Source organism: Pseudomonas sp. KH_040 (genome assembly GCF_057839305.1).
This window is the reverse complement of the sequence record NZ_CM174487.1, coordinates 3,756,967-3,772,345: the sequence shown is the minus strand read 5'-3', so window position 1 is coordinate 3,772,345 and position 15,379 is coordinate 3,756,967. Positions and strand designations below refer to the sequence as shown.

13 protein-coding genes are annotated in these 15,379 nt (G+C 59.0%); 7 read left to right on the top strand and 6 right to left on the bottom strand.

The window, feature by feature from the left end; all coding sequences use genetic code 11:
- Positions 1-121 precede the first annotated feature (121 nt).
- Entirely contained in the window at positions 122-2,248 is a 2,127-nt protein-coding gene (locus AC3IUF_RS16745; RefSeq protein WP_489278680.1) for a TonB-dependent receptor family protein, read from the bottom strand.
- Positions 2,249-2,437: 189 nt separating this feature from the next.
- Between AC3IUF_RS16745 and ppk2 the strand changes: the two genes are divergently transcribed.
- Positions 2,438-3,253 carry a polyphosphate kinase 2 gene (ppk2, locus tag AC3IUF_RS16740; protein WP_007913069.1) on the top strand — a complete coding sequence of 272 codons (816 nt, stop codon included), beginning with the start codon at positions 2,438-2,440 and terminating at the stop codon, positions 3,251-3,253.
- 264 nt (positions 3,254-3,517) lie between these two features.
- On the top strand, positions 3,518-3,733 hold the full coding sequence (locus AC3IUF_RS16735) for a hypothetical protein (RefSeq protein ID WP_489278679.1): 216 nt from the start codon (positions 3,518-3,520) through the stop codon (positions 3,731-3,733).
- Between the two features lie 5 nt (positions 3,734-3,738).
- Here the strand turns inward: AC3IUF_RS16735 and AC3IUF_RS16730 are convergent, their stop codons facing one another.
- Positions 3,739-6,351 (bottom strand): bifunctional diguanylate cyclase/phosphodiesterase, encoded by a 2,613-nt coding sequence (locus AC3IUF_RS16730; protein WP_489278677.1) that lies wholly within the window; start codon positions 6,349-6,351, stop codon positions 3,739-3,741.
- Positions 6,352-6,572: 221 nt separating this feature from the next.
- Between AC3IUF_RS16730 and AC3IUF_RS16725 the strand changes: the two genes are divergently transcribed.
- Together AC3IUF_RS16725 and AC3IUF_RS16720 are read left to right on the top strand one after the other, a co-directional pair.
- On the top strand, positions 6,573-8,777 hold the full coding sequence (locus AC3IUF_RS16725; RefSeq protein WP_489278676.1) for an OsmC domain/YcaO domain-containing protein: 2,205 nt from the start codon (positions 6,573-6,575) through the stop codon (positions 8,775-8,777).
- Between the two features lie 155 nt (positions 8,778-8,932).
- On the top strand, positions 8,933-9,379 hold the full coding sequence (locus AC3IUF_RS16720) for a hypothetical protein (protein ID WP_007913077.1): 447 nt from the start codon (positions 8,933-8,935) through the stop codon (positions 9,377-9,379).
- On the opposite strand, the gene AC3IUF_RS16715 is transcribed toward AC3IUF_RS16720, so the two are convergent.
- The 3 genes from AC3IUF_RS16715 to AC3IUF_RS16705 form a co-directional block, all read right to left on the bottom strand.
- Positions 9,376-9,870, bottom strand: coding sequence for a PaaI family thioesterase (locus tag AC3IUF_RS16715; RefSeq protein WP_007913079.1), 495 nt, complete (start codon positions 9,868-9,870; stop codon positions 9,376-9,378). The two genes, AC3IUF_RS16720 and AC3IUF_RS16715, sit on opposite strands and share 4 nt — an antisense overlap.
- A gap of 8 nt (positions 9,871-9,878) precedes the next feature.
- Positions 9,879-11,036, bottom strand: a complete 1,158-nt coding sequence (locus AC3IUF_RS16710; protein ID WP_489278673.1) for a GGDEF domain-containing protein — start codon at positions 11,034-11,036, stop codon at positions 9,879-9,881.
- Positions 11,037-11,183: 147 nt separating this feature from the next.
- The gene (locus AC3IUF_RS16705) at positions 11,184-11,432 is read right to left on the bottom strand and encodes a hypothetical protein (RefSeq protein WP_123376844.1); all 249 of its coding nucleotides are present in this window, start codon (positions 11,430-11,432) and stop codon (positions 11,184-11,186) included.
- A 171-nt stretch (positions 11,433-11,603) separates the two neighbouring features.
- Here AC3IUF_RS16705 and AC3IUF_RS16700 point away from each other — a divergent pair, with 171 nt between their 5' ends.
- From AC3IUF_RS16700 to AC3IUF_RS16690, 3 genes are all read left to right on the top strand, one after another.
- Complete coding sequence (locus AC3IUF_RS16700; protein WP_489278671.1) at positions 11,604-12,248, top strand: ATPase; 645 nt, start codon at positions 11,604-11,606, stop codon at positions 12,246-12,248.
- A gap of 86 nt (positions 12,249-12,334) precedes the next feature.
- A complete protein-coding gene (locus tag AC3IUF_RS16695; RefSeq protein ID WP_007913083.1) occupies positions 12,335-12,676 on the top strand; it encodes a hypothetical protein in 342 nt (113 codons plus the stop codon).
- Between the two features lie 742 nt (positions 12,677-13,418).
- On the top strand, positions 13,419-14,060 hold the full coding sequence (locus AC3IUF_RS16690; protein ID WP_489278670.1) for a LysE family translocator: 642 nt from the start codon (positions 13,419-13,421) through the stop codon (positions 14,058-14,060).
- Here the strand turns inward: AC3IUF_RS16690 and AC3IUF_RS16685 are convergent.
- Complete coding sequence (locus AC3IUF_RS16685) at positions 14,057-15,250, bottom strand: GAF domain-containing sensor histidine kinase (protein WP_489278669.1); 1,194 nt, start codon at positions 15,248-15,250, stop codon at positions 14,057-14,059. The genes AC3IUF_RS16690 and AC3IUF_RS16685 overlap by 4 nt on opposite strands.
- Positions 15,251-15,379: the final 129 nt, after the last annotated feature.

Here is a 15,379-nt window from a genome sequence, read left to right as displayed (position 1 = left end):
CACAATAACGGCATCCCACCAAAACCTGTGAGAATGTGGCTTGCCCGCGAAGAGGCCGGAATGCATTGCATCATAGTCACCTGACACACCGCGATCATAAACAGGCCCGTCCTTCGTAGACTTAGAGCAAACTCCACGACACCCCGACATAAACCCCCATCCCTTCACCCGGCGTCGACCGCGCAGCATCCAGTCCTTTGTCGTCATACCCCGGCGTGACCGTTGCTGCGTAGTGCTTGTTGGTCAAATTACGCATATCCACCCAGCCCTGCCAGTCACCTTTCGGCGCGTTGTAACCCAGCGTCGCGCCGAACAGTGCATACGGATCGGCGTAGTAGCTGTTGGCGTAATCCACCGCCACTTTGGACACCAGTTGCGTATTCACCGCCGCAAAGAACCCCTGCGGCCAGTCGTAACGCAACTCACCCTGGTAGTAATGCATCGGCAGACCGGGCAGGCGGTTGTCACCGAAGCGATCATCATCGCGATAGTGGAAATCACTGAAGGTATACGCCTGACGCAAGCTCAACTGACGGCCATCGGCCGCCGACCAGAGTTTGCTGTTCAGGCTCGCTTCAACGCCTTGGTGCACGGTCGGGCTGGCGTTGAGTTCGTACGGGGTGACGGCGGTGGCATCGGGCAGCACCGACAGCAGTTCATGCCGTACCTGCGCGTAGTACCACGCCAGACTCCACTCGCCGACGGCGCTGTCGCCACGACCGCCCAGCTCCAGCGTGGTCGCGGTCTGGTTCTGCAATTCGATTGGGTCTTTCTGTGTTCCAGTCGCAGCACCATTGCCAGCCGGGAAGCGTACGTTGGAGCTGTAGATCAGCGACCACGGATGCGGCGCCTCGACCGAGCGGCTGAGGTTGCCGAACACTTGCAGGTCCGGGGTGATCTGGTAACGCAGGCCGAGGCGCGGCGCGTAGTCCCAGTCGTTCATGCTGGTTTTGCCGCCGCTTTGCGGGTAGGTCACGGCGCTTTCGCGGCGGGTGTAGATGGCTGCGAGGCCGGTGGTCAGCCAGAGGTCGTCGGCGATTTCCAGGTCGTTGCCGAAATGTAGAACGGTGTCCGAACCCTGATAGGTGAAGTTGCGCATGCGCGTGCCGAGCAGGTAGCTGGCGGTGTTGCCGGAGGGAACTCGCACAAACTCGCTGGCGCCGTCGTTGGGCAGATGTTTGGTCACGCGCAGGCCGACGTTGCTGCGGCTTTCCATGCCGAAAATCGTGTCGCGGCGTTTGTAGTCGAAAGTGCCGCTGACGTCGGTGTAGGCGACTTTTAAACGGTTCGGGCCTTCGCGCAGGTCCATCGGATAGTCGTGATAAACGAGGCCGGTCTGGATGCTCGAATCGTCATCGATGTAATAGGTGGTCTTGTTGCCGATGAAGGTGCTGCCCGGCTGTTTGCGGCTGTCGTCGCGCGCTACATAGGACGGATTGGCCGCGCGGGGTGAGTGTTCGATGGAGTGCTTGGTCACGCGGCCGGCGAGGTCGTTGTCGGTCTCGCGGTAGCGGAAATAGAAGCGGGTTTCCAGGTTCGGGTTGAAGCGATAGCCGAAGTTGGCGATCAGGCCTTTGCTCTCGCTGGCGGTGTGATCCTGATAGCCGTCGGCGTTGGAATCGGTGAGCGACACGTAGTAATCGAAATCGCCGAGCACTTGCCCGGAACTGACCTGACGCTGCTGATAGCCGTGGCTGCCGGTGGCGTAGCGCACTTGCAGTTTTGGCGTGTTGTAACCGGTGTGGCTGACGTAATCGATGGCGCCGCCCAGTGCCAGCGAACCGCGATCAAAACCGTTGGCGCCGCGCAGTACTTCAACGTGCTCGACCCACAGCGGCTCGAGCAATTCATAGGGCGTGCCACCCGGACCGGTCAGCGGCAGGCCGTCGAGCATCGTGTAAAGCCCCGACGCATGCGCGCCCGGTGCGCGGTTGATGCCCGAACCGCGGACCGAGATTTTCACGCCTTCGTTGCCCGCCGACTGCGCGTAAACCCCGGGCTGATACGCCAGCACATCCTGATTGCTCGCCACACGGCCCTGCAATGGCTGACGCATGTCGACCAAGTTGGTGCCGCCGGGCACTTGTTCCAGACGGGTTTTGGCTTCTTCGACGCTCGCGTCTGAAGCGCTTTGCTCGTCGGCCGAAATCAGCACTTGCCCCAGTTCCAGACCTTGAGTCTCGGCCATTGCCGGGCAGGCGAGGGCCAGGCCGAGCAGGGCGGTGGGCAGGGATTTGGACGCGGGCATCGAGAAACTCCAGGCAGACAAGGGCAGGGCAATGAACAGTGCGACGCAATAAAGAACGAACGAAACACATGGCAATTTGGCTTTTTGTCCGGCAATGGCAATCAGCACGGCATGAACTAACCTCACGTGTCTGGTTTGTCCCGTCAATCAACACTCTGTTTCTGCATTTATTGGAGAGAGGCCAAGGTCATGGCAAAAGGTAAAAAGAAGGCCGCCACGGCGCCTGAAAGTCCGAAGCTGAAGAACAAGGATTACCTTGAGCAGTTGCGCAAACTGCACGTCGAACTGGTCAAGTTGCAGGAATGGGTGATCGCCAAAGGCGTCAAGGTCTGCATCGTTTTCGAAGGCCGCGATGGCGCTGGCAAGGGCGGGACCATCAAGGCATTGACCGAACGTGTCAGCCCGCGAGTCTTTCGCGTGGTGGCGCTGCCGGCGCCGACCGATCGCGAGAAAAGCCAGATGCATGTGCAGCGTTATCTGCCGTATCTACCGGCGGCAGGCGAAGTGGTGATTTTCGATCGCAGTTGGTACAACCGCGCCGGCGTCGAGCGGGTGATGGGTTTCTGCACCGATGAGCAGGCCGACAAGTTCCTCAAATCGATTCCCTGGGTCGAGCACGCCATCGTCCAGTCCGGGGTGATCCTGCTCAAGTATTGGCTGGAAGTCAGCCCCGAAGAGCAGACCCGCCGGCTTGAGGCGCGGATCAACGACGGGCGCAAGACCTGGAAACTGACACCGATGGACCTGAAATCCTACAGCCGCTGGTACGACTACTCACGGGCGCGGGACGAAATGTTCAAGCACTCCGACACCGAACACGCGCCATGGCTGGTGGCCGACTCCAACGACAAGCGCCGTGCCCGGCTGAACATCATCACCGATGTGCTCAGCCGCATTCCCTATGAGGATGTGAAGCGCGAGAAGGTCGAGTTGCCCAAGCGGCAGAAGCCGGGTAAATACCGGGATCCGGATTATCCGTATAAACGCGTAGCGGAAAAGTTCTGACGAATTGCGTCAGACACAGGGGAACTGACCAGCACAAATCCCTGTAGGAGTGAGCCTGCTCGCGATAGCGGATTGTCTGTGTCGGATGTGTTGCCTGACACACCGCTTTCGCGAGCAGGCTCGCTCCCACAGTATTCGGTGGTGTATCCATCATTGTTGATCGGCAAAGCCCTTTAGAAGCAAACAGTCCATCCGTCGACTGCGCTGAACCCCTTTGATCCCGTTTCTTTCTATCAAGGAAGCCCTTCACGAGATCATTCCCCGATGTTCAATCAGCGCAAACAAGAAAAACTGGCGGCATGGCGAAAATTGGCGACGCAATCGCAGATTCGACTGGATCCGGAAGAACAGTACGACGAACTGCTCAAGGCAGCCGATGAGATGGAGGAGCAGGGGTTGATCACCAGCGCCGAGTGGCGGCAGTTAGTTCGCGATGCAGGTAATGTGTTTACCGCTGATTTGGGGCGAACAAACGGTTAAGTCCTTCAGGTCACGCGACCTTTCTTCGACTTCAACTGTGCGCCCCTGGAATCGTGCAGTAGCCGCGCAAACGCGATTTTGTCGATCGGCCGACTCATGAAGTAACCCTGCACTTCATTGCACTGATCGACCCCGAGAATATCCAGTTGCTCTTCAGTCTCGACGCCTTCGGCGGTGACAGTCAGGCCCATGGCTTTGCCCAGGCCGATGATCGCCTGCACCACCGCGCGATCATTGGTGCCGCTGCTGATCGAGGCGATGAAGCGCTTGTCGATCTTGATCCCGTCAAACGGATAGGCACGCAGGTAACCGAGCGATGAGTAACCGGTGCCGAAGTCGTCCATGTTCAGGCGTACACCCAATTCCTTCAGGGCATTCATGGTGGTCAGGGCGCCGTCGGTGTCGTTGAGCATCACGTTTTCGGTGATCTCCAGTTCCAGGCGGCTGGCCGGAAAACGGGTTTGCACTAGTACCTCGCGAACATCCTCGACCACATCGCTGACGGCAAACTGCGCGGGTGACAGATTGACCGACAGCATAATGTCTTCCGGCCAACCCAATGCGGTTTCGCAAGCTTCGCGCAGCACCCAGCGACCGAGCGGGACAATCAGATCGGTCTGTTCCGCCAGCGGGATGAACAGGTCCGGACCAAGCAGGCCTTTGCTGGGGTGTTGCCAGCGCACCAGCGCTTCGACCGAAACGATGTGTTTGCCATCTACCTTATAGCGCGGCTGATAGTGCAGGATGAATTCGTTGTGCTTGAGCGCGTGGCGCAGGTCATCCTCCAGTTGCCGGCGCGTCTGGATCTGATCGCTCATGTGCGCTTCGAAATAACACCAGGTGTTTTTGCCCTCGGATTTGGCTTGATAGAGAGCGATGTCGGCATAACGGATCAGGTCGCTGGGCACATAGCCGTGGCGGCGACTGAGCGAAATGCCGATGCTGGCGCCGATGTGCAGCGGGTGATGTTCGAACACTATCGGTTGATGCAGGCTGCCGATCAGGCGGGTGCAGAACTTGTCGATTTCGTGCTGACTGTCCATGCCGTTGAGCACCACGATGAATTCGTCGCCGCCCAGTCGCGCGACGATGTCGTGTTCGCGGGTGCATTCACGCAGGCGCGCAGCGACTTCTTGCAGCACCGCGTCACCGGCCGGGTGGCCGAGTGAATCGTTGATTGGTTTGAAGTTGTCGAGGTCGATCATCAACAGTGACAGCGGCGGCGCGTGCTCCTTGAGCAGCAGCGCCTCATCCAGATAACGCGCGAGTTTGTTGCGGTTGGGCAGGCCGGTCAGGGCGTCGTGCATCGACAGATGCTGGATCTGCGCATGGGCGGCGACTTCGTCAGTGATGTCGCTGGCGGTGCCGCGATAGCCGATAACCGTGTGCTTGTCGAAGATCGGCCGCGCGGACAACCGACAGTGGCGTTGCTGGCCGGAGTGATCGCGGTAGGTGCAACGCAGGTCGCTGGTGCTGTTTTCCTCGGTCAGGTTTCTCAGCCACAGTTCCAGTGGCGTGGTGTCACAACTCAACAGGTGGCCGATGTCTTGCCCCAGCCACAGGGTTTGCGGGTAACCGGTCACTTCGCTGAAGCGCGCCGACAGGTAAGTCAGCGCCAGGTGGCGGTCGACTTCCCAGATCCAGTCCGACGCGGCTTCAGCCACCGCGCGAAAGCGTTCTTCGCTGGCTTCCAGCTCCCGGTTGGCGTTTTCCAGTGCTTGATTGGAGGTTTGCATGACGGCAAAACTTTGGTCGACGTACTGCGATGAACGCAAGGCATGGCGGAAGAAGTACGCGGTCAGCAGCATCAGCACCACAATCGTCGCGCCGAGTGGCGGCAGCAATGACCATAATAAATGTTGCCCGGGTCGCTCCAGATCAGCGATCAGGCTGTAACCGGTGTTGTCCAGCGGTACTCGTGGGCGCTCAGGTGCAAGGGTTTCATCCAGCGCCAGGGTCAGGTTGCTCAAGCCATAACCGCTGCCGATCAGGCGCAACTTGGTCGGTGTAAGTTTGTCGACGAACACCAGCACCGAAGAGGTTTGCGGATCGCCCAGTGGCCGCTCATCGTTCGGGATGATCGCCGCCGTCGACACCAGCGCCGGCCAGCCCTCGAACAGTGAATAGCGACTGACTGGCTTGGTCAGATCACCTTGGCCCAGCACTTGATCGAGTAACTCCGTGGCGCTCACCTGAACGAACGCGGACAGCTCGGCATCGACCATTTGCCCGCGCACCACCGCGTAACGGGTGCCTTCGCGGTTCAGCACGAACACGCCGTCATAGCCGTCACTGGTGAACAGGGTCTTGCCGAGGTTCTGCTCGGTGTAGGCCCAGTCGGTGTCGACCTGACCGCTCAAATGCTCGTAGGCGGTGGTCCAGTAGGCGTAGCTGGTGATGTAGTTTTTCGAGGCAGTGATGCGGTTTTCCAGCGCGCGAGCCGAGTAAAAGCGGGTTTTGTTGACCTCTTCGCTGTCCAGGCGCTCGGCGATACCCAGCAAAGCGACCGCCGCCGCAATCACGCCGCTGACAAACAGCGCACCGACCGCGAAGGCCAGGCGGCGGGTGACGGCGCTCTGGCGCGGTGGAAGCGGGGCTGCATAGCTGGAAAGGTCCATGTGCTCGTCCTTGATCCGCTGTCTTCTGAATCTAGAACCACGGCGCGGGCGCAATGTTCAGATTCTTCTCGGCGACTGCATTGAAAGCGTAGTGAAGCCCGCGTGATTTGCCTCCCCGAGTGCAGCGCGCCGATCAGCGGCGATTCCCGAAAGGGCAAGACTTCCCGCGCAAAAACCGGATAATGGCGCCCATTCGTTTAGCCGTATTCTGGTAATCCCGCATGGAAATCAAGGTCAATTTTCTCGACAACCTTCGACTTGAAGCCAAGTTCGACGACTTCACGGTGATCGCCGATCAGCCCATTCGCTACAAGGGCGATGGTTCGGCACCGGGGCCGTTCGATTACTTTCTGGCGTCGTCGGCGTTGTGTGCGGCGTACTTTGTGAAGTTGTACTGCGACACGCGCAACATCCCCACGGAAAACATTCGTCTGTCGCAGAACAACATCGTCGACCCGGAAAACCGCTATAACCAGATCTTCAAGATCCAGGTCGAGTTGCCGGCGGATATCTCCGAGAAAGATCGTTTGGGCATCCTGCGTTCCATCGACCGCTGCACGGTGAAGAAGGTCGTGCAGACCGGTCCGGAATTCATCATCGAAGAAGTCGACAACCTCGACGCCGATGCCCAGGCGCTGTTGATGCCGGTGGCCGGCTCGGACGCAGGCACCTTCATCGCCGGTAAGGACCTGCCGCTGGAACAGACCATCGCCAACATGTCGGGAATTTTGGCCGACTTGGGCATGAAGATCGAAATCGCTTCGTGGCGCAACATCGTGCCCAATGTCTGGTCGCTGCATATCCGTGATGCGCATTCGCCGATGTGCTTCACCAACGGCAAGGGCGCGACCAAAGAAGGCGCACTGGCCTCGGCGCTGGGCGAGTTCATCGAACGTCTGAACTGCAACTTCTTCTACAACGATCAGTTCTGGGGCGAAGAAATCGCCAACGCCGAATTCGTCCACTACCCGGACGAGCGGTGGTTCAAACCGGGCCCGAAAGACGAGTTGCCGAGCGAGATCCTCGACGATTACACCCTGAAGATTTACAACCGTGACGGCGAGCTGCGCGGCTCGAACCTGTTCGACACCAACTCCGGCAACACCCAGCGCGGCATCTGCTCGCTGCCGTTTGTGCGCCAGTCGGACAATGAAGTGGTGTACTTCCCGTCCAACCTGATCGAAAACCTCTACCTCAGCAACGGCATGAGCGCCGGCAACACCCTCGCCGAAGCGCAGGTACAGTGCCTGTCGGAGATCTTCGAGCGCGCGGTCAAGCGCGAAATCCTCGAAGGCGAAATGGCCCTGCCGGACGTGCCGCAAGAAGTACTGGAGAAATACCCGAGCATCCTCGCCGGCATCAAAGGCCTGGAAGAGCAGGGCTTCCCGGTGCTGGTCAAGGACGCGTCGCTGGGCGGTGAATTCCCGGTGATGTGCGTGACCCTGATGAACCCGCGCACCGGCGGCGTGTTCGCCTCGTTCGGCGCCCACCCGAGCCTGGAAGTGGCGCTGGAACGCAGCCTCACCGAACTGCTGCAGGGCCGCAGTTTCGAAGGCCTCAACGATCTGCCGCAGCCGACGTTCTCCGGTCAGGCCGTCACCGAACCGAACAACTTCGTCGAGCACTTTATCGATTCCAGCGGTGTGGTTTCGTGGCGCTTCTTCAGTGCCAAACCAGATTTCGAATTCGTCGAGTGGGACTTCTCAGGCCAGGGTGAAAACTCCAACGCCGAAGAAGCCGCAACGCTGTTCGGCATCCTCGAAGACATGGGCAAAGAAGTCTACATGGCGGTCTATGAGCACATCGGCGCCAAGGCTTGCCGCATCCTCGTGCCGGACTACTCGGAGATCTACCCGGTCGAGGACCTGATCTGGGACAACACCAACAAAGCCCTGCAATTTCGCGCCGACATCCTCAACCTGCACAACCTCAGCAAGGTCGGCCTGCGCAACCTCGCCCAAGGCCTGGAAAACAGCGAGCAGGACGATTACACCGAGATCACCACGCTGATCGGCGTCGAGTTCGACGACAACACGCCGTGGGGCAAGCTGACCATTCTGGAGCTGCGCCTGCTGATCTGCCTCGCCCTGCAGAAGTACGAACAGGCCAAGGATCTGGTCGAAGCGTTCCTGCAGTACAACGACAACACCGTTGAGCGCGGCTTGTTCTATCAAGCGGTCAACGTGGTGCTGGAGATGGAGCTGGACGAAGATCTGCAACTGGAAGACTACGAAGCCAACTTCCGCCGGATGTTTGGCGATGAGCGTATGGACGCGGCGATTGGCTCGGTCAACGGCAGCGTGCGCTTCTACGGTTTGACGCCGACCAGCATGAAGCTGGAAGGGCTGGATCGGCATTTGCGCTTGATCGAGAGCTATAAGAAATTGCACACAGCGCGGGCGAATGTGACGGCTTTGTCGCGCTGATATCTGCGCTAGAACAAAAGCACCCTCGGGTGCTTTTTTTACCTGCAAGTCTTGAAACGTGTGAATGTCTTATAGGTGAGTAGTGGCCAAGTGCTAGAATTTGCCACGAGCGTCTGAAGTCACGGACGATGATTTAAAATCAGGGAGAAGTGTAAATGTCGGAAAAGATTGTAAAGTCCAAACTGGTCAACTTTCTGGTAGCTGATGTCGAGGTGAATTACGAGGAGGTGGGTGAGTTTTACGATGCTGTTGGCGCCGGCAATGTCGACGTGGTGGCCGGGGTCATGGAGTCGTTCAAGCAAGCCTATGGCGGTCTGTGGGTCGGTGGGAAGATGGTGCTGACCAAAACGGCGGTTCACCTCAATGCCAACGCCCTGAATCGCATGGTTCAGGACGGTACGTTAGACATCGAGATTCCGATCGGTATGATCCGCGCTGTCGCCAACGAAGGTGGATTCTTCACCAAGATCATCCGTCTGGACACCGACGCTGGTAGCGTCAAATTCCGCTGCTATGGCGCTAAAGAGGTCGTGGCGCTGATCGAAAGGATGATCGTGCCACGGGTCTCGACTGCGGTGCTCAAACGGTCTTCTAACGCTTAACGGCCATGCGCCGCATTCGCCAGCAGCCCGGTATCCACTCGCACAAACACCGAGTCACCCACCGCCGTCAACACGTCCCCGGCAAACACCTCACAGATCACCCGGGTCTTGCGCCCGACGTCACCCTCGACTTTCGCGCGCAGAGTCAGCGGCACGCCCATCGGTGTCGGTTTGATGAATTTGATCCCAAGGTTGCCGGTGACGCAGTCGATGCGCGGCAAGCTGCCGGGTTCGCGGTTTTCTGCGCGGTAGTGATACGCCATCGCCGTCCAGTTGGAATGGCAGTCGACCAGCATCGCGATCAGCCCGCCGTAGACCAGATCCGGCCAGCCGCAGTATTTGGCCTCCGGCAGGTGTTCGGCAATGACGTGCACGCCGTCTTCATGCCAATGGCTTTTGACGTGGAGGCCGTGCGGGTTGCGGCCGCCGCAGCCGTAGCAGACGCCTTCGGGCGCGGCGAGGTCTTGCAGAGGAGTATCGAGGCTGGACATGGTTTTTATTATCCTGGCGTGGTGAGTCCGGTCAGGCGCAAGCGATTGCGCCCGCCGCGTTTCGATTCGTAGAGGGCGGCGTCGCCTTGCTCGATCAGCGCGGTGAGGTTGGCTGGCGGTTTGTCGAACAGGCTGGCGCCGATGCTCAGGGTCACGGCGGCAGTAGTGGGGAATGTCTGTGAAGTGGTGTTCAGAAACTGCTCGCGCAGTGTGTTGCCCAGTTGCATGACGCGCTCGCCCGAAGCGCTGTTGAGCAGGATGACAAACTCGTCACCGCCCAGGCGCGCTGTCAGCGCATTGCGCGGCAGCACCGAGCGGATCATCTCGCTCAGTGCGATCAGCAAACGATCCCCGGCGGTATGGCCGTACTGGTCGTTGACCAGTTTGAAATTGTCGATGTCGATCAGCAGCAGGGCGCCGGGATGCTCCGGCGATACGTGTTCGAGCAGGCGCGGTGCGCGCTTTTCCAAGGCGCGGCGGTTGTACAGGGCCGTCAGCGGGTCGCGCTCGGCGAGGCGGGCGATCTGTTTTTCCCGACGGTAACGTTCGGTGCCGGTCATCGACAGGGCGATCAACATGATTGCCATCGCACCCTCGACCAGGGAAATCTGAATGATCTCGCCCCGAAACGCCGCCAGATCGATCAACGTGCCGGGGATCACCACGGTCAGGGCTTTGGCCACGTAGAAGATCCCGTGACCGAGCAGGACGTAACGCAACTGCACCGCACCGACGCTCAGCGACTTGCCGTGGGGGCGCAGCAGTGAACTGGCCTTGAGGGTCGACAGCGCCACCAGCAGCGAATTGGCCGCCAGCATGACCTTCGACCACAGCGGCCCGTCCGGCAACAACAGCATGACCAGCCAAGTGGCGAAGATCAGGTACCAGGCCGGCGAAAGGCGGATCTGGGTGAAGCGCGCCACGCCGAGCAGGAACAGGAAATGTGCGGTCACCAGCAAGCCGTTGGCGAACCAGATGCCGATCAGCAAAAAGCCGCTGCTGCGCAGCAGAGCCAGGGTGGAACCGACGGTGATGGTGGCGAAACCGGCGCTCCAGAACAGTAGCGAAGGCTCACGAATGCTGCGCCACTCGATCGCCAGATACAGCGCGGCGGCGGCTGCGAGGGCGATGGAAATGGTCAGCATCGTAGGTGGGTCGAGCGGCATTTCTGGATGAGCCTGTCTGATTGGCGGTGAGACCGGCGATTGTAAGCGTTCGGGCGGTTTTTTCGCAGAGGTCGTGTTGCCGCGCAGACCATTGGCAGCGGGGAGGGCGCGGTTGCTGACCGCCGCCCTGATCACCGTGCCGATCGGTCATTGCTCGGGCGTGAGCCAAGTGTCGACGACTCGACGGTCCAGTTCTTCCCAATACGCCATACCCAGCACCCGCGTGGTGTTGAGCCCGCGCAGGTAGCCGCGCAACTGGTTAGCGGTGTCTTTGATGAGCTGCCGGTCGGTCGCGTCTTTGTTCAGCAATACGCTTTCGTACTGAACCAGATACTCGGCCACGCGCTCGCGGAAATCGGGCAGAACGGCGTCACGGATCAGGTCAAACGTTCTCAAGGCGAACTCCTCATTTCATGTTTTTCTCGTTGTGATTGAGTGTGTATCAGTCTGCACGTCGCGCAACTATTGCTAGAAGTAATAGTGACCATCACGAAACGCAAGTTCTGCTTTGTTGGCGATCGGCGGAAAATCACTCCCATCGAACACGCAGCTCAAGGAATTTGCGCGATGAACACACTGACCCGATTGGCTTTGGTCGCGTTGCTGACAGGCGGCGCACTGTTCACAGCCCCGACTTACGCAGCCGACGCCGGGTCGTGTCACTTCCAGACCATCACGGGCAGCAGCGCCACGTTGCAGCATTCGCAAACCGTGGGCGTGTTGCTCAGTGAGAACACGCTGGACAACCTGCAATACCTTGGGCGTTACCACGACATGGCGGTCAACGGTGCGAAAGGTGCGCTGGATTCGCGGATTCGAGCAGCCTTTGTCAGCAGTTCCGATCCGGAATTGGCCATCGACTGGCTGGTAAGTTCGCTGCAACAGCAGTTCTTGTCCGTGACCGTTTACGACAACCTTGATGCGTTGGTACAGGCGCATCCGGACATCGTGGTGAAACTCGACACCTTCAATCGTTTGCTGACGCAGCAAAACAGCCTGGTCGAAGCGCGTTTCACCGCACGTTTCTACGACGCTGACCTGCAATACATCGGCAAGGCTGAAGGCGCCGTTGAGAAACAGCTGCCCTCGGTGTGGGTGCATAACCAGGCGGCACCGGTCATTGCTGCACAAGTCGACAAGCAGCGTGACTTGCAACTCAACGCCTTGAAGCAATTCGATGTGTCGCTCAAGGCGCTGGTGGCGTCGAGCTGATCACTTAAAACATAAATGGCGACGGCGGCTCCGTGAGGCTGAACCGTTGCCGGTTGAACCGAACCTTTATTTTCAGGATGACACCGATGCGTCTTTTATTTGTGCCTGCTTTGGCCTTTGCTTCTTTGTTGCTCGCCGGTTGTGCTTCGGCGCCGAATAACCCGAGCCTTACTTTGCAGACCAGCAAGACGCCTGCGCAGTACGCCGATTGTGTTGTGCCGAAGTTGCAGGGCAGTGCGTTGAACCCGACGGTTTCGCAGACTCAGCGTAGTTACCGGATTGTGGTGCCGAGCAAGATTTCTGCTGACAACGTGCTTGAGGCGTACAAGGCGGGTAATGGCGGCAAGGTGTTTATTTACGAGCGGCATTTGTTGGCTTCGAATCTTTTGCCTTCGAGTTTTGAGCGGGCTGCGCAGGATTGCATCTGATTTTCGCTTTTGTATGGATTTGACTGAGCTCCTTTGGTTGGCCGCAACCAACCAATTTTTTGCCTCGCGCCCTGATGTGGTTGCGGGGCTTTTTTTTGTTTGGGCTTGGCGGCCTTTGGGCCGACCATGCTCGGGGTGTTCTTTGTGAATATCCGTTGCTGCGGTGATGGCTTATTACGGTTTCGCCCTTACGGCGACTCACTTTTTTTCAAACGCCAAAAAAAGTAAGCAAAAAACGCTTGCTCCTGCGTGCGGCCCGCTCGCTGGGGCTCGGGGTTCCTTCGCTGCGGGATCGATCCGGGCGCAGCGTCTCCGGTTTGCTTCGCTGCACCTACTCCCGCTGTGTTTGGCTGCGCCAAACGGTCGCTGCGCTCCCACGCCCGGATCAATCCCTCCGCTCAGCCTTCCGACGTCGCCTGTGGATCAAGATCAAGAGCAGGCGAGCTGACACTCGGCCTATTGAGTGGTGAAGAGTGGGGGGCGTGGACGGCTTTGGATTTGTGGTGGTGCTTCCGCTCATCGGAACGCCGCCCGCCCAGCCCTCTCCCGAGAGAGAGGGGGCCGATCTGTGGGCTTTTCACAGCCTGAGTTCAACGCGGTATCGCACGTCGGCGTAACTCTCCCAAACACCATCGTCAGTCCCCTCTCCCTTTGGGAGAGGGCTAGGGTGAGGGGCTTTTGATCTGGGCTATGCAGCAGGTTGCTGTAACATGCGGCGACTTCACTTATGCGAGCAGCGGAAATGGATTCTCACTCGATATTGACCTTCACTCTGGTCGCCGCAATTGCCATCGCCAGCCCCGGGCCGGCGACTTTGATGGCGATCAATAACAGTCTCGCGCATGGGCAGCGCAGCACGATCTGGTCTTCGCTGGGCAATGCCAGTGGTTTGTTCTGTCTGTCGGCTGCGGCGATGTTGGGGCTGGGGGCGTTGTTGGCCAGTTCGGAAATTCTGTTCAATGCGGTAAAAATCATCGGGGCCGGGTATCTGTTCTACCTCGGGGTCAAGCAGCTGTTCAAGAAGGGCCCGATGCTGCCGGAGGGTGTCGAGGGGGAGGCGAGCATGGTGCGGCCGACTCGCGGCAAGTTGTACAAGTCGGCGTTCCTGACGGCGGTGACCAATCCCAAGGCGACGATGTTTTTTACCGCATTGTTTCCGCAGTTCATTGATCAGGGCGCCGCGCTGTTGCCGCAGTTTCTGATCCTGACTTCGATCTTCATGGCGTTGTCGGTGTCGTCACTGAGCGTGTACGCCGCGTTGGCTTCCCGCGCCAAGGGCGTGCTGACCCGGCCGGCGTTGTCCCGTTGGGTCAATCGTGTGGTCGGTTCAACGTTTATCGGTTTTGGCGCAGCGATTCTGACGATGCGTCGGCAGGCGGCTTAAACCCATTTGAACCGGGCCGGGAATCTCGCCACGAAGCAGGTTCCCAACTCGGCGCTTGAGGTCACGCTCAAGGTGCCGTTGTGCGCCGTCGCTATCTGCGAGGCGATGTACAGACCCAGCCCCAGACCTTCGCAACGTTGCCCGGCTTCGGCGCGGGAAAACGGTTCGAACAGCAGTGGCATCAGCTGCGCTGAAATCGGCGTGCCCTGATTGGTCAGGGAAATCACGATCTCGTCGTTTTCTGCACAAGCTTTGAGGACGATCGGTGTGCTGTTCGAGCCGTGGGTAACCGCATTGCCCAGCAGATTGGAAAGCAATTGGCTGATCCGTAGCGCATCGCAATAGACGCCTGCCAGCACATCCAGTTCATGAATGAATTTCGCCTGCGGATGGGACGCCTGAACCTCGGCAAGGGTCAATTGCAGGGTGTGCTGCAAGTCGTCCACCAGCTTGCGCTGCACCGGAATCCCGCCGCCCAGGCGTCCTCGGGCAAAGTCAAGGATGTTTTCGATCAGCACGCCCATGCGCACCGAGCTATTGCGGATCGCCGCAATCAGGTTGAGCGAGCGCTTGTCTTCGGTTTTGCTTTGCAGCAGGTCGGCGCTCATGCGCACGGCGCTCAGTGGTGTGCGCAAGTCGTGGCCGAGTACGGCGATGAATTGCTCGCGCAGGCGCCCGAGTTCATTGGCGTTGTCCAGCTCGATTTGGGTCGCTTCCAGATGGCGTTGCGTGTCCAGGTTCATGGCGATCAATTGAGCGAACAAGGTCAGTGTTTTGGTAATGGCCGGTTCGTCGATATTGGCCGGGACCGAGTCGATAGCGCACAGAGTGCCGAAGAAGTCGCCATTGGCTTTGACGATGGGAATGGAGATGTAGCTTTCCAGGCCATAGGTTTTCGGCGTGTGGTGCAGCGAAAAGACCGGGTGCGCACTGGCGTGCCCGAAAATCACCGGTTGTTGATGCTGGCGGATCTCGTGGCAGATAGTCGATTCAAGTACCAGTTCGCCACCGGGTTTGAGCCCGAAATCAATAGAGTCATCGACGGCGCACGCCACCCAGTTGCTTTCGGTGACCCGCGCTACCGCAGCGAAACGCATGCCCGTGAGGTGCTTGACCATGCTCAGGATGACCGGAACAGCTTCAATGCTGCGGATCGCGTCGATGTCGGGGGTAAAGGCCGGATTGGTCATAGCGCGATGCTTCGTGAAGAGTTCGCTCAGAGACTAACGGTTATTACTGCTCATGACTAATCCAGCGGCCAGAAAGTACAAGGGCGCCGTGGATGTCCCCGGCGCCCTTGTTTATTGCTGCTGATCAGA

Bases quoted from the DNA above. Each gene is read 5' to 3' on its own strand.
- AC3IUF_RS16715 (WP_007913079.1), bottom strand. From the start codon at position 9,870: ATGTCCAGCCTCGATACTCCTCTGCAAGACCTCGCCGCGCCCGAAGGC.
- AC3IUF_RS16745 (WP_489278680.1), bottom strand. From the start codon at position 2,248: ATGCCCGCGTCCAAATCCCTGCCCACCGCCCTGCTCGGCCTGGCCCTC.
- AC3IUF_RS16725 (WP_489278676.1), top strand. From the start codon at position 6,573: ATGGAAATCAAGGTCAATTTTCTCGACAACCTTCGACTTGAAGCCAAG.
- AC3IUF_RS16695 (WP_007913083.1), top strand. From the start codon at position 12,335: ATGCGTCTTTTATTTGTGCCTGCTTTGGCCTTTGCTTCTTTGTTGCTC.
- AC3IUF_RS16720 (WP_007913077.1), top strand. From the start codon at position 8,933: ATGTCGGAAAAGATTGTAAAGTCCAAACTGGTCAACTTTCTGGTAGCT.
- AC3IUF_RS16700 (WP_489278671.1), top strand. From the start codon at position 11,604: ATGAACACACTGACCCGATTGGCTTTGGTCGCGTTGCTGACAGGCGGC.
- ppk2 (WP_007913069.1), top strand. From the start codon at position 2,438: ATGGCAAAAGGTAAAAAGAAGGCCGCCACGGCGCCTGAAAGTCCGAAG.
- AC3IUF_RS16710 (WP_489278673.1), bottom strand. From the start codon at position 11,036: ATGCCGCTCGACCCACCTACGATGCTGACCATTTCCATCGCCCTCGCA.
- AC3IUF_RS16690 (WP_489278670.1), top strand. From the start codon at position 13,419: ATGGATTCTCACTCGATATTGACCTTCACTCTGGTCGCCGCAATTGCC.
- AC3IUF_RS16735 (WP_489278679.1), top strand. From the start codon at position 3,518: ATGTTCAATCAGCGCAAACAAGAAAAACTGGCGGCATGGCGAAAATTG.
- AC3IUF_RS16685 (WP_489278669.1), bottom strand. From the start codon at position 15,250: ATGACCAATCCGGCCTTTACCCCCGACATCGACGCGATCCGCAGCATT.
- AC3IUF_RS16730 (WP_489278677.1), bottom strand. From the start codon at position 6,351: ATGGACCTTTCCAGCTATGCAGCCCCGCTTCCACCGCGCCAGAGCGCC.